Consider the following 19,327-nt stretch of genomic DNA (forward strand, 5'->3'; position numbering starts at 1 on the left):
AGAGCCCTAGCTGGTGGCCCACTCCTTGTCGAGGTCGAGCCCTTCGTTCCGCTGCGTGAACGAGAACCAGTTGCCGGAGTCGTCGCGGAAGATCGCCTCGGTCCCGTACGGGCGCTCCTGCGGCTCCTGGAGGAACTGGACCCCGCGCTCCTTGAGCTTCGCGTAGTCCCCGTGGATGTCGTCCGTGACCAGGACGCCGGCCCCGAGGATGCCCTTGGAGACCAGCTTCTTCACGGCCTCGGCCGACTCGGGGTCCATCGCGGGCACCCCGGGCACCATCAGCGTCAGCTCGACGTCCGGCTGGTCCTTGGCGCCCACGGTCAGCCAGCGCATGCCGCCCTCGCCCATGGTCATGTCCGTACGCACCTCGAGCCCCAGCTTCTCGGTGTAGAACTCCTTGGCCCGGTCCTGGTCGAGAACCCAGACGGTGGAAATGGCGAGTCCCTTGATCATGATGCGCTCCGCGTTGCTCGGGCCACGCGCCGGGGAGTCCGGCCGTGCCCTGTCACCGTAGGCAGTCACCCCCCGCCCCCGCTTCTCCAGAATTGCGCTCCTCGCCGGCCCCCGGACCCGTACCGCCGGAAGGCCCCCTGCCGGGGAAGCCGCCGGCCCACAACATCGCGTAACACCCGGGGATGAGCGCCGCCCCGCGCCCCACATGCTTCGCCCGGTACCCGCTCGGCGTCAGGCCCGTCTGTCTCTTGAACCGGGACGAGAACGTGCCGAGGCTGCTGAACCCCACCAGGCCGCAGATCTCCGTGACCGACAGGTCCGCCGTTCTCAGCATCTCCTCCGCCCGCTCGATCCGTCGGCGCGTCAGATACTGCCCGGGCGTCTCCCCGTACGCCTCCTTGAAGCACCGCACGAAGTGGTAGCGCGAATAGCCGGCATGCGCCGCCACCGCGTCCAGGTCGAGGTCCGCCTCGGCCCAGTCGCGGTCCATCGCGTCCTTGGCGAGCCGCAGCTGCCGCAATTTCTCCACGCCATCGATGCTGGCACGCCCCACTGACAACGGCCCCGCTCCAGCAGGCCACAGCCCCCGGCACGGCGAAGGCCCCCGGTGCACATCAGCGCACCGGGGGCCTTCATCAAGCCGAGGAGGATCGGGACGACCCGCTCAGACGGTCTCGGAGACCGTCCTGCCGTCCGCCGCGGCGTCCCCGGCCGCGCCCCCCTCGACCGGCTTCGCGTCGGCCGTGGCCGTACCGGCCTTGGCCATGTCGACCGGCTGCGCGTCCGCCGGACCCGCGGCCTCGGGAGAGCTCGGCGCCTCCTTGGCGGGGCCCGCGCCCCGCAGCGGCACCTCCTTCACGAAGACCGCCGCGATCAGCGCCAGAACCGCGATGACCGAACCGAGCAGGAACGCCGAGTGCGTACCGGCCGACACCGCGTGCAGGTAGGCGTCACGCACCACGTCCGGAAGCTTGGCCAGACCCTCGGCCGTCAGCTGCGTGGAATGCTCCGCGACCTTGCCGCCCGTCGCCCCGGCCCGCTCGGCCATCACGTCCTGGACGCGGTTGTTGAAGAGCGCGCCCATGATCGCGACGCCGAAGGAGGAGCCGAGCGTACGGAACAGGGTCGTGGAGGACGAGGCGACGCCCATGTCCTTCATCTCGACGCTGTTCTGCGCGACCAGCATCGTGATCTGCATCAGGCAGCCCATGCCCGCGCCGAGCACGGCCATGTACAGGCCGGAGGTGAGGCGCGTCGTCTCCGTGTCCATCTGCGCGAGCAGGAAGAGTCCGGCCACCATCAGGACGCTGCCGACCAGCGGGAACACCTTGTACTTGCCGGTGTTGGTGGTGACGCGGCCCGCGACCAGCGAGACGACCATCATCGAGAGCAGCATCGGCAGGAGCAGCAGACCGGAGTTGGTCGCGTTCGCTCCCTGCACCGTCTGCTGGTAGAGCGGCAGGAAGAGGACGGCGCCGAACATCACGAAGCCGGTGATGAAGCCGATGAGGGACATCACCGTGAAGTTGCGGCTGCGGAAGATGTGCAGCGGCATGATCGGCTCGGCCGCCTTCGTCTGGACGAAGAGGAAGCCGACGAGCGCGGCGACACCGATCGCGGCGAGCTCCATGATCACGGCGGAGCCCCAGGCGTACTGCGAGCCGCCCCAGGTCGTCACGAGCACGATCGAGGTGATGCCGACGGTGAGCAGCGCGGCGCCGAGGTAGTCGATCTTCCCCTTCGACCGCTTCTTCGGCAGGTGCAGGACCGCGGTGACCATGGCGAGGGCGACAAGGCCGAGCGGCAGGTTTATGTAGAAGGACCAGCGCCAGCCCCAGTTGTCGGTGATGGCGCCGCCGACGAGCGGTCCGCCGATCATGGCGAGCGCCATGACGCCGGCCATCATGCCCTGGTACTTGCCGCGCTCCCGCGGCGGAATCAGGTCACCGATGATGGCCATGACGCCGACCATCAGGCCACCGGCGCCGAGACCCTGGATCGCGCGGAACGCGATGAGCTGGTTCATGTCCTGGGCCATGCCGCTGAGCCCGGAGCCGATCAGGAAGATCACGATCGAGGTCAGGAAGGCGCCCTTCCTGCCGTACATGTCGCCGACCTTGCCCCAGATGGGGGTCGAGGCGGCGGTCGCGAGCGTGTACGCGGTCACGACCCACGAGAGGTGTTCGAGGCCGCCCAGGTCGCCGACGATCGTGGGCATCGCGGTGCCGACGATCATGTTGTCGAGCATCGCGAGCAGCATCGCGATCATCAATGCCATCAGGACGACGCGCACGCTGCGCGGCTGCCGCTCCTTGGTGGCCGCCTTGCCGCCCCCGCCGGTGTCCACCGCCGCCACTGTTCCGGTCTCCGCCATGATCCCCACTCCCCAGTTACTTACTTACCTGCCGACACTTACTTGCCGCCCGGCAAGTTGACTACACTGAGGGAAGATAGAGCGCTAACTAGCCGGGCGTCAAGTAAGTTTTCTCCCAAGGCCCGCCACCAGCACGAAGGAGCAGCCACAGATGGGCAGCAGCAAGCAGCGCCGCGGGAACACGCGGCAGCGCATCCAGGACGTGGCGCTGGAACTGTTCGCCGAACAGGGCTACGAGAAGACCTCGCTGCGCGAGATCGCCGAGCACCTCGACGTCACCAAGGCAGCGCTCTACTACCACTTCAAGACCAAGGAAGACATCGTCGTCAGCCTCTTCGAGGACCTGACGCGTCCCATCGACGAGCTGATCGAGTGGGGCCGGGAGCAGCCCAACACCCTGGAGACCAAGCAGGAGCTCATGGAGCGCTACAGCCTGGCGCTGCACGGGGCGGGACCGCTGTTCCGCTTCATGCAGGAGAACCAGGCGACCATGCGCGAGCTGAGCATCGGCGAGCTCTTCAAGGACCGCATGAAGGCGCTCCTCGACCAGCTCCTGCCGGAGGACGCCACCCTGACCGAGCGGGTCCGCTGCTTCAGCGCGATCTTCTCGATGCACGCGGGCCTGTTCGTCCTCAAGGACGTCGAAGGCGACCCCGAGGAAAAGCGCAAGGCCATCCTCGAGGTCGCCACCGATCTCATCACCCAGGCGCAGCGGGGCGCCTGAGTTCTGTCATGCAGTTGTGCTCTTCGTGCAGGTGAGCTCATTTACGCAGCTGAGCTTGCTTGTGCAGGTCAGACGCTGACGCCGACCGAGCGCAGGAAGTTGACCGGGTTGACCGCGGAACCGTAGTTCGGGGTCGTGCGGATCTCGAAGTGCAGGTGCGGGCCGCTGGAGTTACCGGTGTTTCCGGAGAGCGCGATGTGCTGACCGGTGGAGACCGTCTGGCCTATGTGCACGTCGATGCGGGACAGGTGCGCGTACTGCGAGTACGTGCCGTTGCCGTGCTTGATCACGATGGCGTTGCCGTACGCCGGGCCGTCGCCGCCGCCGTTGGGGCCGGCCTTGACGACGGTGCCGCCGTGGGCGGCCATGACGTTCGTGCCGATCGGCACGGCGAAGTCCTGGCCGGAGTGCTTGTGCGACCACATGTTGCCGCCGAGGCCGAAGCCCGCGGACAGCTTGTAGCTCTTGACCGGGTCCATCCAGCTGGCAGCCTTCTTCGCGGCGGTCTTCTTGACCGTCGCGGCGTTCTGCTTCACCTGGTCGGCGGCCTTGGCCTGGGCCTTGGCCTGCGCGTGAACGGAAGCCGCGGCGACGCCGGGCAGCGCGACGCTTCCCTGAGTGCTTTCGGCGGCAACCGCGGCCCCGGCCCCCAGCAGCGCCGTGGCTCCCAGGGCGACGGTCACGACGGCCGCCCGAGTACGGAGCAGGGACGAGCCGGAAGAAAGAGTCATGGTGCGCTTCGACATTCGGGATTACCTCCGCGTTGATGACAGGGACAGACCGGCACTCGTTGGTGACGTGCCGGGCTGGCTGTTCATTGGTAACCCGGGACCCCATCTCGACTCAAAGGCCCCATCTACTACCCAAAGCCGTACCAAAAGGTCGGGACTTCAACCTCTTGACGGCCGCCGAAGACCCCCTACGATCTGTCGGTTTTATGCCCTGATTCCAGGTTTAGGGGCACTTCGCGCCCTTGCGTCCCGGGCCCCATCGGTCGCGCACCCCACCGATCCAAGAAACGGACATTTCGGTATAACCCATCGATGCCGCAGCAACCCCCCGCCCTCGCAACGCATCCACTATTGCGGCTAGTACCGGACAAAACGCCTGTGCGGCATGTCACCGGGAGGCAAGATCCAGAGACCCGCGAATGTGACGCGGGCTACGCTGAAGCGCCTGGTTTCACGGCCTTCGGGAGAAGCTCAGATGGATCCCGCAGTCCTCGGCACGCGCCTGGCGTGGAGCGTGCTCTCGCCTCTGGCGAAGCAGCTCCTCACCCGCGACGGCCCGGCTCGGGCCTGGTGGACAAGCCCGTACGCCTCTAGGGCCTCGTCACCTTCCGCGGCGAGAAGCGGACCCTCTGGGAGAAGGAGGTCAGGCACTGGCCGCCCGTCTGGTGCGGAAGGCCGTGCAATCCCCGGGCGAGCCCCCGTTCCCCGCGGACGAGCAGGAGGCGGTCACGTCGGCCTCGCCCGCAGGCTCCTCGCCCTCGGCGACCTGGACACGGACGACCTCCAGGCGGTCCGCCGCGGCCACTGGCAGCTGGCCCACACTCTGCGCGAGTCGGCCACCGGCAGCCGGCCCGCACGGTGCGCGAGTCGGCCACCGCGCCTGGCCTCACCGCCGACGCCCTGTGCCCTCCACCGCGCGCCGCGAATATCTGCCGCCGCGCCGCAAGGCCCTGTATGACGCCGCACTCCAGATGATCCTCACCGGCCGCGCCCGCCAGCGCGGCATGGGCGGCCTCGACGGCCTCGAACCCGACACCGAGGACCAGACCGAACTCCTCCAGCGCCTCGCCTACGCACGCGTGCGCGCGGGCCGCACCGAGAGGGTCGAGGCCATCGCGCTCACGCTGCTCGAACGCGCCCTGCCCCCTCGGCCCCCGACGCCGCGCGTCGGGGCGACGCCCCCACGATCCTGCGCCACCTCCTGCTGCGCAGCGGCGTCCTGCGCAGCCCCGCCCCGCAGGTGGTCGCCTTCGCGCACCGGACGTTCCTCGACCACCTCGGCGCGCGCTACACGGTCGAGGAGGGCCACCTCGACGTCCTGCTCGGCCACGCCGGCGACACCCAGCGGGAGGACGTCGTGCGCATGGCGGTGGCCCACACCCGCACTCGCGAGCGGACGACGGTCCTACGTACGCGCACGAGGTGCGCCTCATCTCCTCCGAGGACGCGGCACCGGCCGCCCACGAGGTGTACGCCGACCACTTCCCTCAGGCCGACGTCACCGCCCACCGATGGGGTGGCTGACCCGTGGGCGCACGACAAAGGGGCTCCCCCAGGACCAAAGTCCTGGGGGAGCCCCTTGTCTCAGCGCATCCCCGAAGGGTTACGCCTCCTTGTTCAGATTCGGCCCGGCTCCGCCGGCCGCCTGCTCGATCGGCGGGACGTCCGGCAGCGTGGCCTTCTCCTCGCCGCGGAAGGTGAACGTCTTGGCGTCACCCTCGCCCTCCGTGTCGACGACCACGATGTGGCCCGGACGCAGCTCGCCGAAGAGGATCTTCTCGGAGAGCGAGTCCTCGACCTCGCGCTGGATCGTGCGACGCAGCGGACGCGCGCCGAGCACGGGGTCGTAACCCTTCTTGGCCAGGAGCTCCTTCGCGGACTGGCTGAGCTCGATGCCCATGTCCCGGTCCTTGAGGCGCTCGTCGACCTTGCCGATCATCAGGTCGACGATCTGGAGGATGTCGTCCTGGGTCAGCTGCGGGAAGACGACGACGTCGTCCACACGGTTGAGGAACTCGGGGCGGAAGTGCTGCTTGAGCTCGTCCGAGACCTTGTTCTTCATCCGCTCGTAGTTGGACTTCGTGTCACCCGTGGCCGCGAAGCCCAGGTTGAAGCCCTTCGAGATGTCCCGCGTGCCGAGGTTGGTCGTCATGATGATGACCGTGTTCTTGAAGTCCACGACCCGGCCCTGGGAGTCGGTCAGGCGACCGTCCTCCAGGATCTGGAGGAGCGAGTTGAAGATGTCCGGGTGGGCCTTCTCGACCTCGTCGAAGAGAACCACCGAGAACGGCTTGCGCCGCACCTTCTCCGTCAGCTGGCCGCCCTCTTCGTAGCCCACGTAACCGGGGGGCGAACCGAAGAGACGCGAGACCGTGTGCTTCTCGCTGAACTCCGACATGTCGAGGGAGATCAGCGCGTCCTCGTCACCGAAGAGGAACTCGGCGAGCGCCTTGGACAGCTCGGTCTTACCGACACCGGACGGGCCGGCGAAGATGAACGAGCCACCGGGGCGCTTCGGGTCCTTCAGACCGGCACGCGTACGGCGGATCGCCTTCGAGAGCGCCTTGACGGCGTCCTTCTGGCCGATGACGCGCTTGTGGAGCTCGTCCTCCATGCGCAGCAGACGCGAGGACTCCTCCTCGGTCAGCTTGAAGACGGGAATGCCGGTCGCGGTCGCGAGGACCTCGGCGATCAGATCGCCGTCGACCTCGGCGACGACGTCCATGTCGCCGGCCTTCCACTCCTTCTCGCGCTTGGCCTTCCCGGCGAGCAGCTGCTTCTCCTTGTCGCGGAGCGAAGCTGCCTTCTCGAAGTCCTGGGAGTCGATGGCCGACTCCTTGTCGCGGCGCACGCCCGCGATCTTCTCGTCGAACTCGCGGAGGTCCGGCGGCGCGGTCATCCGGCGGATGCGCATCCGGGAACCGGCCTCGTCGATCAGGTCGATCGCCTTGTCCGGCAGGAAGCGGTCAGAGATGTACCGGTCGGCCAGCGTCGCCGCCTGGACGAGGGCCTCGTCCGTGATGGAGACGCGGTGGTGTGCCTCGTAGCGGTCGCGCAGACCCTTGAGGATCTCGATCGTGTGCGGCAGCGACGGCTCCGCGACCTGGATGGGCTGGAAGCGGCGCTCGAGAGCGGCGTCCTTCTCCAGGTGCTTGCGGTACTCGTCGAGCGTGGTCGCACCGATGGTCTGCAGTTCACCGCGGGCCAGCATCGGCTTCAGGATCGAAGCGGCGTCGATGGCGCCCTCGGCGGCACCCGCACCGACCAGCGTGTGCAGCTCGTCGATGAACAGGATGATGTCGCCGCGGGTGCGGATCTCCTTGAGGACCTTCTTCAGGCGCTCCTCGAAGTCACCGCGGTAGCGGGAACCGGCGACCAGCGCGCCCAGGTCGAGGGTGTAGAGGTGCTTGTCCTTGAGGGTCTCGGGCACCTCGCCCTTGACGATGGCCTGCGCGAGGCCCTCGACGACGGCGGTCTTGCCGACGCCGGGCTCGCCGATGAGGACCGGGTTGTTCTTCGTGCGGCGGGACAGCACCTGCATGACCCGCTCGATCTCCTTCTCGCGCCCGATGACCGGGTCGAGCTTGGATTCGCGGGCGGCCTGCGTGAGGTTCCGGCCGAACTGGTCGAGGACCAGGGACGTGGAGGGGGTGCCCTCGGCAGGACCGCCACTGGCGCCGGCGGTCTCCTTGCCCTGGTAGCCGGAGAGCAGCTGGATGACCTGCTGCCGCACCCGGTTGAGATCGGCGCCCAGCTTGACCAGGACCTGGGCGGCGACGCCCTCGCCCTCGCGGATCAGGCCGAGCAGGATGTGCTCCGTGCCGATGTAGTTGTGGCCCAGCTGAAGGGCCTCGCGGAGCGACAGCTCCAGGACCTTCTTGGCACGGGGGGTGAAGGGGATGTGTCCGGACGGGGCCTGCTGGCCCTGGCCGATGATCTCCTCCACCTGCTGGCGGACCGCCTCGAGCGAAATCCCGAGGCTCTCCAGGGCCTTAGCGGCGACACCCTCACCCTCGTGGATCAGGCCCAGGAGGATGTGCTCGGTGCCGATGTAGTTGTGGTTGAGCATCCGGGCTTCTTCCTGAGCCAGGACGACAACCCGCCGCGCGCGGTCGGTGAACCTCTCGAACATCGTTAATCGCTCCTCAGAGCGGTCAGGCAGTAAGGGGACGCTCCCCTCCCTGTCCTTCCGCAGCTTAGTCCCGCAAGCGGGGACCGCTCATTCCAACTGCCGACACCCGTCGATGGCCTCCTGACCCGAACGCCGACAACTGCTCCAACACCGATGGTGCGAGACGATGTTCCCGCAGGCCAGGCAGTTACCCCCACCATCAGTACGCCGATGGCGAACGCAAGACGGCCCGAACCCACGTGTCGCCCCTCCTCACTAGGGATGTCTTACCCGCTAGCAGTGACAGTCCATGCGGCGCGCCCCGGTTCCCTCCGCTACGGGCGAACACCCTTGCGCCGCCGAACGCCTCCGCGCGCCCCCATTTGAGAAACTCTGTGCACTCATCCGACAACGCTGCGTAACTCGCGAGGGTTCCCGACGGTTGCTCCGGACATGGTCTCCATCGTGCCCACCGTGCCCCTGCCCCGTCGGTCGCTCGACGGGGGCGACCCGGTGCGGGAGTGGTACGAGAACGCGCTCGGCTGGGCCACCGCGCCGGGCCCCGAGGGCCTTCAGCTGCTGACGGGGCTGCGCTTCGACGTACTGGAGTTGCCCGCAGAGGCGGGACGTGCCGTGCTGCGGCGGCTGGACCCCGGGTGTCCGGTGGCCCTGCAAGGGGAGACGATGCGCCTGCTGGTGGCCGCGGGCAGCGCGGAGGAGCTGCCGGGGCTGCTCGACTGGCTGGAGTGGGGGGCACTGCCCCTCGATCTCACCGTGTCCGGTGTGGGCGGGCGGATCGACGCGCCCGCGCCCCCGGGAGTGCCGGACCCGCAGGAGGCCGCGGTCTGGGTGCGGCCCCCCGAGCCCGGATGCGACGTCGAGCCGACACTTCCGGCCCTGACGGCGCTTTCGGCCGTAGGGGGCGGTGGGGGCGCCCCCGGTCTCGTACGGCTGGTGGAAACGGCGGCGACTCAGTGCCACCGGATCCGGCTGCGACGTGCCTGCGCTCAGCCGTTGGCCTTCTCGTAGGCCTCACGGATGGACGCGGGGACACGGCCGCGGTCGTTGACCTCGTAACCGTTCTCCTTGGCCCAGGCACGGATCTGCGCCGTGTCCTGGCCGCCGGCGGCCACCGCGGCGCGCGCCTTGCCGCGTCCGCCGGCGGAACGGCCTCCGGTGCGACGACCACCCTTGAGGTACGGCTCAAGAAGTCCGCGGAGCTTGTCCGCGTTGGCGGTGGTGAGGTCGATCTCGTAAGTCTTGCCGTCCAACGCGAACGTCACGGTCTCGTCCGCCTCGCCACCGTCGAGGTCGTCGACAAGAAGGACCTGAACCTTCTGTGCCACCGGATTTCCTTTCATCGATATCTGTAGGGCCGGACTCCACGACCTCAGTCGTTGATTCGCCGTCCCCTTGTTATATGCAGTACGCAGTACGTCGGAAAGCAAACCGCTTTTGCTGGAAAAACACAAACCCCTGGGAGAGATCCAGGAGAGATCAAGCGCCGCGAGAAGCCCGGAAAGATGCGCGTTTCGGACATAGGGCACCTGGGCAGGCAGCTGCTGAGTAATACCGAGGGGGGCGATCACAGATGCAGAAGCATCCGGCTGTTGCCCAAGGTGTTCGGTTTCACTCGTTCGAGACCGAGGAACTCCGCGACACCCTCGTCATAGGAACGCAAGAGCTCGCTGTAGACATCGGTGTCGATGGTATCGACGGGTGCCTCTCCGATCTCCACGAAGCCGTGGTTCGCGAAGAACTCCACTTCGAAGGTGAGACAGAAAACCCGGCGAACACCGATCCAGCGCGCGGTCTGAAGCAACTTCTGGAGCAGCTGATGACCTACGCCCGCGCCCCTGACCACCGGATTCACGGCGAGGGTGCGGACTTCCGCGAGGTCTTCCCACATGACGTGCAGGGCGCCGCAGCCGACGACCTCCGCGTTGTCGTCACGTTCCGCGACCCAGAACTCCTGGATGTCCTCGTAAAGCGTCACGGTGGCTTTGTCGAGCAGGATCCCCTCGCGGCTGTACGCGTCGAGGAGTCGGCGCACGGACGGCACATCGGCCGTCCTCGCCCTGCGCACGGTGACTGCTTTTGCGGTGACTTCGGGGAGCTGTGCTGGCATGAGCGGACGCTATCGCCCGGCGTCCGGGTCCGGTTCCTCGGGTCCTTCAGTGCCTTCGGGTCCTTGAGGCCCCTCTGGCCCTTCAGATGCTTCAGGCCCTTCGGAGTCTTCAGATGCTTCGGGCTCTTGAGTCGTGAGGGTCTGCGCCTGGGGCCCCTGCACCATGCGCACCGCATCGCTCAGTGCTTGGCGTTGTTCCGGCGACATCATGCCGAAGAAGGCGACGAGAGCCGCCGCTGGGTTGTCACTCTGGGACCATGCGTCGTTCATCAGCGCGGCAGAGTAGGCGGCGCGAGTGGAGACGGCCTCATATCGATAGGCCCGGCCTTCCGCTTCGCGGCGCACCCAGCCCTTCTGGTGGAGATTGTCCAAAACGGTCATGACCGTGGTGTAGGCGATGGAACGGTCCTGCTGGAGGTCTTCCAGGACTTCGCGAACCGTCACGGGGCGGTTCCACTCCCACACCCGTGTCATCACTGCGTCTTCGAGTTCTCCCAATGGGCGTGGCACGAGCAGCACACTAGTGGCAGAAGTCGGGAATAGGGCGCCGGACGTGGCAAACGGCGCCTAATAACGGCAAAAAGGGCGCCCGGTGGGGCGCCCTTCTCAGATGTCGCTCGGCTGCGGGCCGGCCTGGCGCGCCGCCTCGGCGCGGGCGATCGCCGCGTCGACGGCCGCGTCTTCCTTGGCCTTCCTGTCGCCGCCCTGGGACTTCACGATCGTCACGATGAGACCGACGAAGAAGACGGCCATCACTACGGGGGGCACGAGCGCGGAGACGTAGTCCATGCCCCCAGAGTAGCTATCCGACAGCGAGCTCCTGCGGCGGGGCCGCGGGGGGCGCGGGGCGGCGCTTGGGCGGGAAGACCTCGGCCGGGGTGGGCATGGGGCGCGGCGGGGCCGGGGGGTTCGCCGGGGGCCTGGGGTCGGATGCCGGCTTCCCGGCGGCGGCGAGACCCCCGGGCAGGGCGAGCAGCCGGGTGCGGGAGGCCGGTACGCGGGGCTGCAGGACGCGCACTTCCCCGCGCACGGACGCCCGGCCCTCGAGCCTGGCCCGCACGTCGCGCTCGGTGAGCGTGCGGCAGCGTTCGAGGAGGGTGGCGGCGGAGGGGTTGCCGCGCAGGGCGCGCAGGGAGGCGAGGTCGTCGGCGCCGGGCTGGTAGCCCGCCGCGAGCGACTCGTCGAGCAGCTCCAGGTAGCCGGTGGCGGTGCCGGGCAGGGCGGCCCGGTAGCGGGCGAGGTCGGCCAGCAGGAAGGCGCGGATACGGGCGCCTTCGTCGGCTGCCTCGTCGACCGACTCGGCGAGCCGGAGGCAGTCCTGGATGTCCTCGGCGGAGACAGGACTCGGGTGAAGGGCAAGGGCAAGGGCGCGTCGGAGCACACGCAGCTCTTCAGCGCCGAACGCCATGCCGCCGCGGTTTCCGTAGGGCGTGGGCATGGGCCGACGATACGCAGCACAACGGACAAAATCCGTTTAACCGCCAATTTACGGCGTGGCTCCGGGTGCGGTCAGTCGACCCTGTGACACCCAGGTCACTCGGCCCGGCGCCGCGACATGGCGAACACGATCGCGCCCACGCCGAGCGCCGCGGCGGCGGCCGCCGCCAGCCACGGCAGGAACCCGGCACCCGTCGCCGCCATGGACCCGGACGTGCCCGAGGTCCCCGAGCCACCCGACGTCACGGAGACCGTGGCGGAAGCGGAGGGCGAGGGGGTCGCGGTGCCGCCCGAGGCCGACGGAGACGGCGACGGGGAGGAGGACGCCTCACCGACGGTGATCGCCGCCTCGTCGTTCGACTGGTCCGGGTCGTTCAGGACGATCCCGTCGCCGGGGCGCACGGTGACCGTGCCACGGGCGGCGCCGGCGGCGAGGTCCTTCTCGTAACTGACCTGGAAGCGGTACATCTGGCCGTCGCCGCTCTCCTCGGAGACGGTGTCCGGGCAGAGGTAGCGGCGGTGACCCGGCTCGAAGGGCGAGGTCTTGCCGCCGGTGTACGTGTAGCAGTCGCCGCTCGCCTGGTCGTCGGGCTCCTCGTCGACGCGCACGCTCTTGGCGACGACGCCCTTGGGGAGCGTCACCTCGGCGTAGGCCACGGGCTTGCTGTCGGGGTGGGCGACCACGGCGGGGCCCGCGTTGCGCAGGCCGAAGGCGAGCGGGTGGGTGGAGCCCTTCTTGCCGGGGACGAGGACGGCGCCGACCGCGAGGAAGTCCGCGGCGTTGTCGGCGTCGTACGTCACCCGGTGACTGTCGGCGAAGTCCGTGCCCGTGGCGGGGCTCAGGGTGAGCGCGGCGCCCTTGCCGGGGGTGCCGCCGGTGTCCGTACCGGAGGAGGCCGGGACGGCCTCGGCGGTGATGTCGGTCCAGGTGTGGAAGGCGTTCTTGCCGAGGGACCCTTCGAGCGGGTTGGAGAATCCAACCGTGGCACCCGGGGCGATCGCCGTCTTGAACACGCAGGTCACGTCGGCGTCGTCCCTGCCGAAGTCGCCCGGCAGGTAGAGGCAGTTGCTGTGCTTCCCCGCGAAGGTGACCCCCGGGCTGCCCGTGAGGCGGACAGTGATCTGTTCGGTGGGCAGGTCGCCGGTGTTGCGCAGGACCACGGGGTAGCCGACGGACTGGCCGGGCGTCAGGCCGGACCTGGCGGGCAGTGCGGAGACCTGGATCTTCGGGGAGCCGATGACGACCTTGGAGGTCTCGGTGTCGGGGGTCGCCTTGTCCGCCGTGACCTCGTAGCGCAGCGTTCCGGTGTCGCCGGGCTTCGTGCCGGCGACCGCGCTGAGCGTGAAGGGCTCGAACGGGCCGTGCAGATTGCCGTTGTCCAGGCAGGTGACGACGGCGCCGACCGCCGTGCACTGGTCGTTCTTGGCCTTGATCGTGGCGATGCCCTTGAGGCCGCTCGCGTCGATCACGAACTTGGCGTTCTCCGGCAGCGGGAGGCCTTCCACGCCGTCGTCGGCGAAGCTGTAGCCCGCGTCGGGCGCGATGGCCGTGCCCGACGCCGGGACGGCTATCTGCGCGGGTGCGGTGACGACCGCGTAGGACTGCGTGGGGGGCGTGGGGCCGTCAGCGGCCCGGGCCGTGGCACTCGTGAGGCCGACCCCGGTCAGCGCGATCGCCGCCGTCGCAGCCGCCAACTGTCTGCCCTTACGCCACATTTCGCCCCACGTCCCTCGCATGCCGACTCGTGCCCCGTCTCTGCGGAGACGAGCGAAGCGTACGAACGGTTGCACCCTTCGCGCACGCCTTGTCGAAAGTCCGTGCGCGAAGGGGCAGTTGGGGCGCAGCCGAAGGGGTGCGTCGCCGAAAGAGGCGTCAGGAGCGGGAGACGTTCCGCTCGTAGACCAGGCGCAGGCCGATCAGGGTGAGCCACGGCTCGTGCTCGTCGATCACCGCGGCCTCACCGAGCACCATGGGCGCAAGACCCCCGGTGGCGATGACGGTCACGTCGTCCGGGTCGTCGGCGAGTTCGCGCGCCATGCGGGTCACGACGCCGTCGACCTGGCCCGCGAAGCCGTACAGGATGCCGGACTGCATGGCCTCGACGGTGTTCTTGCCGATGACGCTGCGCGGACGGGCGATCTCGATCTTGCGGAGCTGGGCGCCCCTGACGCCCAGCGCCTCCACGGAGATCTCGATACCGGGGGCGATGACGCCGCCGGCGTACTCCCCGCGCGCGGAGACCGCGTCGAAGGTGGTCGCCGTGCCGAAGTCGACGACGATGGCGGGCCCCCCGTAGAGCTCGACCGCCGCCACCGCGTTGATGATGCGGTCGGCGCCGACCTCCTTGGGGTTGTCCATGAGGATCGGGACGCCGGTCTTGATGCCGGGTTCGACCAGGACGGCGGGGACGTCGCCGTAGTAGCGGCGGGTGACCTCGCGCAGTTCGTGCAGGACCGAGGGGACGGTCGAGCAGATGGCGATGCCGTCGATGCCGTCGCCGAGCTCGTCGCCGAGCAGCGGGTGCATGCCCATCAGGCCCTGGAGGAGCACGGCGAGTTCGTCGGCGGTGCGGCGGGCGTCGGTGGAGATGCGCCAGTGCTCGACGATCTCCTCCCCGTCGAACAGGCCGAGAACGGTGTGCGTGTTGCCTACGTCGATGGTGAGCAGCATGGCGACTACTCCGCCGCGCGCAGGTCGAGGCCGATGTCCAGGATCGGCGACGAGTGGGTCAGCGCGCCCACCGCGAGGAAGTCGACGCCCGTCGCGGCGTACTCGCGCGCGTTCGCCAGGGTCAGCCGGCCCGAGGACTCCAGGAGGGCGCGGCCGGCGACGATCGCGACGGCCTCCTGGGTCTCGGCCGGCGTGAAGTTGTCCAGGAGGATCAGGTCGGCGCCCGCCTCCACGACCTCGCGCAGCTGGTCCAGGGTGTCGACCTCGACCTCGACGGCGAGGCCCGGGAAGGACTCCCGTACGGCCTTGAAGGCCTGTGCGACGCCGCCGGCGGCGACCACGTGGTTGTCCTTGACCAGGGCCGCGTCCGAGAGCGACATGCGGTGGTTGACGCCGCCGCCCATGCGGACGGCGAACTTCTCCAGGGAGCGCAGGCCGGGCGTCGTCTTGCGGGTGTCGCGGACCTTCGCCGTGGTCCCCTCCAGCGCGTCCGCCCACGCGCGCGTGGCGGTCGCGATGCCGGACAGGCGGCACAGGATGTTGAGGGCGCTGCGCTCGGCGGTCAGCAGGTCGCGGGTGCGGGTGGTGACGCTGAGGAGCTTCTGCCCGGCGGTGATCCGGTCGCCGTCCTCTGCGTGCCGCTCGACCTCGAACTCGTCGGTGCAGACCACGGAGAGCACGGCCTCGGCGACGCGCAGGCCCGCCACGACGCCGTCCTCACGGGCGGTGAAGTCGGCAGTGGCGACGGCGTCCTCGGGGATGGTGGCGACCGTGGTGACGTCCACGCCGCCGTCCAGGTCCTCGGCGATGGCCATGTGCGCGATGTCCTCGACCTCCACGGGGTCGAGCCCCGCGTCGGCCAGGAGCTGGGCGAGGGCGGGGTCGAGGCCGCACTCCATCATGTCGGCGTCGGCTCCGCCGCAGCCGCAGCCGTCGCCGCAGCCGCCGCTCTCGGCGAGGGGGAGGTCGGGGGTGCTCACGTCTCTCACTGCTCCTGCTGGTGTGTACGGCACTCGGGGCGGGTCGGGGGGAATTCTGCGGTGGGCGTGGTGTGCGCGGCCAGCGTCCGGTCGGGATTCAGCCGTACGACGATGTGGCGGCGCCATGCCGCGTCATCGCGGTCGGCGTGGTCCTCGCGCCAATGGCAGCCGCGGGTCTCCTCGCGGCGGCGGGCCGCGGCGACGAGGACGCGGGCGACGCACAGGAGGTTGGTGGCCTCCCAGGTGTCGACGCCGGGCTCCGCGGTCTTGCCGTTCTCCGCGAGGGCGCCCGCCGCCTCGGCGTGGATGCGGCCGAGTCCCGCGGCGGCCTCGGCGAGGGAGTCGGCGGAGCGCAGCACGCCCGCGCCCTGCGTCATGACGCGCTGGATGGCGAACCGTGCCTCGGGCGGCATCAGGGGGTGGGTCGGGATCTCCGGGTGCGGCACAGGGGCCGGCACGCGCGCGTGGAGGCCGTTTTCCCGGTGGCTCGCGGCGATGTCGTCCGCGATGCGCTCGGCGTAGACCAGGCCCTCCAGGAGGGAGTTGGAGGCGAGCCGGTTCGCGCCGTGGACGCCGGTGCAGGCAACCTCTCCGCACGCGTACAGGCCGGGGACCGTCGTGCGGCCCTGGAGGTCCGTGCGGACGCCTCCGGAGGCGTAGTGGGCGGCGGGGGCCACGGGGATGGGCTCGGTGACCGGGTCGATGCCGTGGGCGCGGCAGGCGGCGAGGATCGTGGGGAACCGGTTCTCCCACATCTCGGCGCCGAAGTGCCGGGCGTCCAGGTACATGTGCTCGGCGCCCTGCTCCTGCATGCGGCGCGTGATGCCCTTGGCGACGATGTCGCGGGGCGCGAGCTCGGCCAGTTCGTGCTGGCCGACCATGAAGCGCACCCCGTCGGCGTCGACGAGGTGGGCGCCCTCGCCGCGTACGGCCTCGGAGACCAGAGGCTGCTGGCCCTCCGCGTCCGCGCCGAGGAAGAGCACCGTCGGGTGGAACTGCACGAATTCGAGGTCGGACACCTCGGCGCCCGCGCGCAGAGCGAGCGCGACACCGTCGCCGGTGGAGACGTGCGGGTTGGTGGTGGCCGAGAAGACCTGGCCCATGCCGCCCGTCGCGAGGACCACGGCGGGGGCGAGCGCCGCGCCGACGCCGTCGTGCTGGCCCTCCCCCATGACGTGCAGGGAGACACCCGCCGTGCGGCCGTCGGCGTCCGTGAGGAGGTCGAGGACCAGGGCGTTCTCCACGGTCCTGATGCCCCGCGCGCGCACCGCCTCGACGAGGGCGCGGGAGATCTCGGCGCCGGTGGCGTCGCCGCCCGCGTGCGCGATGCGGCGGCGGTGGTGGCCGCCCTCGCGGGTGAGCGCGAGGTCGCCGTCGGCCGACTCGTCGAAGTGCGCGCCGGTCGCGATGAGGCGGCGTACGGCGTCGGGGCCCTCCGTGACGAGGGTGCGGACCGCTTCCTCGTCGCACAGGCCCACGCCCGCGACGAGCGTGTCCTCGAGATGCTGCTCGGGGGTGTCACCGTCGCCGAGCGCCGCGGCGACGCCGCCCTGTGCCCAGCGCGTGGAGCCGTCGTCGAGACGGGCCTTGGTGACGACGACGGTCCGCAGTCCGGCCGCCTGGCAGCGCAGGGCCGCGGTGAGACCGGCGACGCCGGATCCGACGATCACGACATCGGCGGTGACGGACCAGCCGGGCGCGGGCGCGTGCAGGCGTATGCCGGTCGCCGTGCCGGTGACTGTGGTCCCTGTGGCACTCATACGGGAGCTCCGAAGGTCAGGGGGATGTTGTCGATCAGCCGCGTCGAGCCGACCCTGGCGGCGACGGCGAGCACGGCCTCTCCGATGTGGCCGCGCTGCACGTCCGTGAAGTCGGCCGGGTCGACGAGAGCGAGGTAGTCCAGCGTGAGCGGCGGCCGGACGCGGGCGGCCTCGTCGAGGACCTGGCGGGCCGCGGCGCGGACGGCTTCGGGGCCGCCGGGCGAGGCCTTCGCGACGGCGTGCGCGTCGGCGGCGGCACGGGCCTCGCCTATCGCGTTCAGGGCGTCGGCACGCGCGTGCGTGGAGGGCGCTTCGTGGGCACGCGCGCGCAGGGCCTCCTGGGCGGCGTGCCGGTCGCGGCCGGCGAAGAGCGCCTGGGAGAGGGCGACCGCGGTGCGCCGCTCGTCGGCGGAGAGGTAGCGGTTGCGGCTGGAGAGGGCCAGGCCGTCGTGCTCGCGCACGGTGGGCACGCCGACGATCTCCACGGCGAAGTTCAGGTCGCGCACCATGCGGCGGATCAGAGCGAGCTGCTGAGCGTCCTTCTGCCCGAACAGCGCGATGTCGGCCGCGGTCAGGTGGAGCAGCTTGGCGACGACGGTGAGCATGCCGTCGAAGTGGCCGGGCCGCGAGGCGCCTTCGAGGCGCTCCCCCATAGGGCCGGCGGTGACGCGGACCTGGGGTTCGCCGCCGGGGTAGACCTCGTCCGCGGAGGGCGCGAACACGATGTCGGCGCCCGCCTGTTCGGCGATCTTGACGTCGGAGTCGAGGGTGCGCGGATAGCGGTCGAGGTCCTCGCCCGCGCCGAACTGGAGCGGGTTCACGAAGACCGTCGTCACCACTTCGCCGTCGGCGCCGGCGAGCGAGCGCGCCGTGCGGATCAGCTCGGCGTGGCCGTCGTGCAGGGCCCCCATGGTCATGACGACGGCGCGGCGGCCCGCACGCGCGCGCGTGCGGAGTTCATCGGCGGTGTGCAGCACGGTGGTCATCGCTGGTCTCCCTCGGCGCCGTCGGCCAGAACCCCCAGGAGGTCCTCGGCGAGTTCGGGCTTGAGCAGGCCGTGTGCGAGGGCACGGTCGGCGGTGGCGCGGGCCATCGCCAGATATCCGGCGACGGTCTGGGGCGCGTGCTCGCGCAGTTCGGCGACATGGGCGGCGACCGTGCCCGCGTCCCCGCGCGCGACGGGCCCGGTGAGCGCGGCGTCACCGGACCTGAGGGCGTTGTCGAGGGCCGCGCCGAGCAGCGGGCCGAGCATCCGGTCGGGGGCCTCGACGCCCGCGTCCCGCAGCAGTTCCATGGACTCGGCGACCAGCGTGACCAGGTGGTTCGCGCCGAGGGCGAGCGCCGCGTGGTACAGCGGGCGCGACTCCTCACGGATCCACTCGGGCTCGCCGCCCATCTCGATGACGAGGGCCTCCGCTGCGAGCCGCAGCTCCTCGGGCGCGGTCACGCCGAAGGAGCAGCCGGCCAGCCGCTGTACGTCTACGGGGGTGCCGGTGAACGTCATCGCGGGGTGCAGCGCGAGCGGCAGGGCGCCGGCCCGCAGTGCGGGGTCGAGCACCTTGGTGCCGTAGCGCCCAGAGGTGTGCACGATCAGCTGTCCCGGGCGTACGGAACCAGTCTCGACGAGCCCTTCCACGAGGCCGGGCAGCGCGTCGTCGGGCACCGTGAGCAGCACGAGTTCGGCGCGCGCGAGGACCTCGGCGGGCGTCACGACGGGGACGTCGGGCAGCATGAGGCCGGCCCGGCGCACGGATCCCTCGGAGACCGCGGAGACGGCGACCGGGCGGTGTCCCGCGAGGGCCAGTGAGGCCGCGAGGGCGGGGCCGACACGGCCCGCGCCGACCACTCCGACGGTCAGCCGGGCGGGGCGGTCCCTGGGGTCGGTGGGTTCGGGTCGAGGAGGTGCGTTCACAGGACGACGGCCTTCCGTTCCAGTCCGCTCGGGGTACCGGACGATT

Annotated in this window: 19 protein-coding genes; 2 read left to right on the plus strand and 17 right to left on the minus strand. The window is 70.1% G+C overall.

Annotation, left to right across the window (positions count from 1 at the left end; genetic code table 11):
- Nucleotides 1-6 precede the first annotated feature (6 nt).
- The 3 genes from OG574_RS22455 to OG574_RS22465 form a co-directional block, all read right to left on the minus strand.
- The gene (locus OG574_RS22455) at nt 7-453 is read right to left on the minus strand and encodes a VOC family protein (protein WP_326774672.1); all 447 of its coding nucleotides are present in this window, start codon (nt 451-453) and stop codon (nt 7-9) included.
- Between the two features lie 52 nt (nt 454-505).
- The gene (locus tag OG574_RS22460) at nt 506-943 is read right to left on the minus strand and encodes a helix-turn-helix transcriptional regulator (RefSeq protein WP_442816931.1); all 438 of its coding nucleotides are present in this window, start codon (nt 941-943) and stop codon (nt 506-508) included.
- A 174-nt stretch (nt 944-1,117) separates the two neighbouring features.
- Complete coding sequence (locus OG574_RS22465; protein WP_398378620.1) at nt 1,118-2,827, minus strand: MDR family MFS transporter; 1,710 nt, start codon at nt 2,825-2,827, stop codon at nt 1,118-1,120.
- A 151-nt stretch (nt 2,828-2,978) separates the two neighbouring features.
- On the opposite strand from OG574_RS22465, the gene OG574_RS22470 reads away from it, so the two are divergent.
- A complete protein-coding gene (locus OG574_RS22470) occupies nt 2,979-3,551 on the plus strand; it encodes a TetR/AcrR family transcriptional regulator (RefSeq protein ID WP_100597741.1) in 573 nt (190 codons plus the stop codon).
- 68 nt (nt 3,552-3,619) lie between these two features.
- Here OG574_RS22470 and OG574_RS22475 read toward each other — a convergent pair whose 3' ends face one another.
- The 3 genes from OG574_RS22475 to OG574_RS22485 form a co-directional block, all read right to left on the minus strand.
- The gene (locus OG574_RS22475) at nt 3,620-4,297 is read right to left on the minus strand and encodes a M23 family metallopeptidase (RefSeq protein WP_326774673.1); all 678 of its coding nucleotides are present in this window, start codon (nt 4,295-4,297) and stop codon (nt 3,620-3,622) included.
- A 1,054-nt stretch (nt 4,298-5,351) separates the two neighbouring features.
- Nucleotides 5,352-5,660 carry a hypothetical protein gene (locus tag OG574_RS22480; RefSeq protein WP_326774674.1) on the minus strand — a complete coding sequence of 103 codons (309 nt, stop codon included), beginning with the start codon at nt 5,658-5,660 and terminating at the stop codon, nt 5,352-5,354.
- 225 nt (nt 5,661-5,885) lie between these two features.
- On the minus strand, nt 5,886-8,414 hold the full coding sequence (locus tag OG574_RS22485) for an ATP-dependent Clp protease ATP-binding subunit (RefSeq protein ID WP_326774675.1): 2,529 nt from the start codon (nt 8,412-8,414) through the stop codon (nt 5,886-5,888).
- A 432-nt stretch (nt 8,415-8,846) separates the two neighbouring features.
- Here OG574_RS22485 and OG574_RS22490 point away from each other — a divergent pair, with 432 nt between their 5' ends.
- Nucleotides 8,847-9,422, plus strand: coding sequence for an SCO3374 family protein (locus OG574_RS22490; protein WP_326774676.1), 576 nt, complete (start codon nt 8,847-8,849; stop codon nt 9,420-9,422).
- Here OG574_RS22490 and OG574_RS22495 read toward each other — a convergent pair.
- The 11 genes from OG574_RS22495 to OG574_RS22545 form a co-directional block, all read right to left on the minus strand.
- A complete protein-coding gene (locus OG574_RS22495; protein ID WP_326774677.1) occupies nt 9,401-9,739 on the minus strand; it encodes a histone-like nucleoid-structuring protein Lsr2 in 339 nt (112 codons plus the stop codon). The genes OG574_RS22490 and OG574_RS22495 overlap by 22 nt on opposite strands.
- Nucleotides 9,740-9,978: 239 nt before the next feature.
- Complete coding sequence (locus tag OG574_RS22500; protein ID WP_326711808.1) at nt 9,979-10,521, minus strand: amino-acid N-acetyltransferase; 543 nt, start codon at nt 10,519-10,521, stop codon at nt 9,979-9,981.
- 9 nt (nt 10,522-10,530) lie between these two features.
- Nucleotides 10,531-11,031 (minus strand): BlaI/MecI/CopY family transcriptional regulator, encoded by a 501-nt coding sequence (locus tag OG574_RS22505; RefSeq protein WP_326774678.1) that lies wholly within the window; start codon nt 11,029-11,031, stop codon nt 10,531-10,533.
- A gap of 96 nt (nt 11,032-11,127) precedes the next feature.
- Nucleotides 11,128-11,310, minus strand: coding sequence for a hypothetical protein (locus OG574_RS22510; protein WP_100597734.1), 183 nt, complete (start codon nt 11,308-11,310; stop codon nt 11,128-11,130).
- Between the two features lie 13 nt (nt 11,311-11,323).
- Nucleotides 11,324-11,959 (minus strand): hypothetical protein, encoded by a 636-nt coding sequence (locus tag OG574_RS22515; RefSeq protein ID WP_326774679.1) that lies wholly within the window; start codon nt 11,957-11,959, stop codon nt 11,324-11,326.
- A 95-nt stretch (nt 11,960-12,054) separates the two neighbouring features.
- Complete coding sequence (locus OG574_RS22520) at nt 12,055-13,653, minus strand: hypothetical protein (RefSeq protein ID WP_326774680.1); 1,599 nt, start codon at nt 13,651-13,653, stop codon at nt 12,055-12,057.
- 178 nt (nt 13,654-13,831) lie between these two features.
- Nucleotides 13,832-14,629: a type III pantothenate kinase gene (locus OG574_RS22525; RefSeq protein ID WP_100597731.1), complete on the minus strand. Its 798-nt coding sequence runs from the start codon at nt 14,627-14,629 to the stop codon at nt 13,832-13,834.
- A 5-nt stretch (nt 14,630-14,634) separates the two neighbouring features.
- Nucleotides 14,635-15,609, minus strand: coding sequence for a carboxylating nicotinate-nucleotide diphosphorylase (gene nadC / locus OG574_RS22530; protein ID WP_326774681.1), 975 nt, complete (start codon nt 15,607-15,609; stop codon nt 14,635-14,637).
- Nucleotides 15,610-15,614: 5 nt separating this feature from the next.
- The gene (locus OG574_RS22535; RefSeq protein WP_326774682.1) at nt 15,615-17,369 is read right to left on the minus strand and encodes an L-aspartate oxidase; all 1,755 of its coding nucleotides are present in this window, start codon (nt 17,367-17,369) and stop codon (nt 15,615-15,617) included.
- Nucleotides 17,366-18,355, minus strand: coding sequence for a pantoate--beta-alanine ligase (panC, locus tag OG574_RS22540; RefSeq protein ID WP_326774683.1), 990 nt, complete (start codon nt 18,353-18,355; stop codon nt 17,366-17,368). Before panC ends, OG574_RS22535 begins: the two co-directional genes overlap by 4 nt.
- Nucleotides 18,352-19,281: a Rossmann-like and DUF2520 domain-containing protein gene (locus OG574_RS22545; protein ID WP_326774684.1), complete on the minus strand. Its 930-nt coding sequence runs from the start codon at nt 19,279-19,281 to the stop codon at nt 18,352-18,354. The genes panC and OG574_RS22545 overlap by 4 nt, the downstream gene beginning before the upstream one ends.
- Nucleotides 19,282-19,327 lie beyond the last annotated feature (46 nt).

Source organism: Streptomyces sp. NBC_01445, assembly GCF_035918235.1.
Lineage (GTDB): Bacteria > Actinomycetota > Actinomycetes > Streptomycetales > Streptomycetaceae > Streptomyces.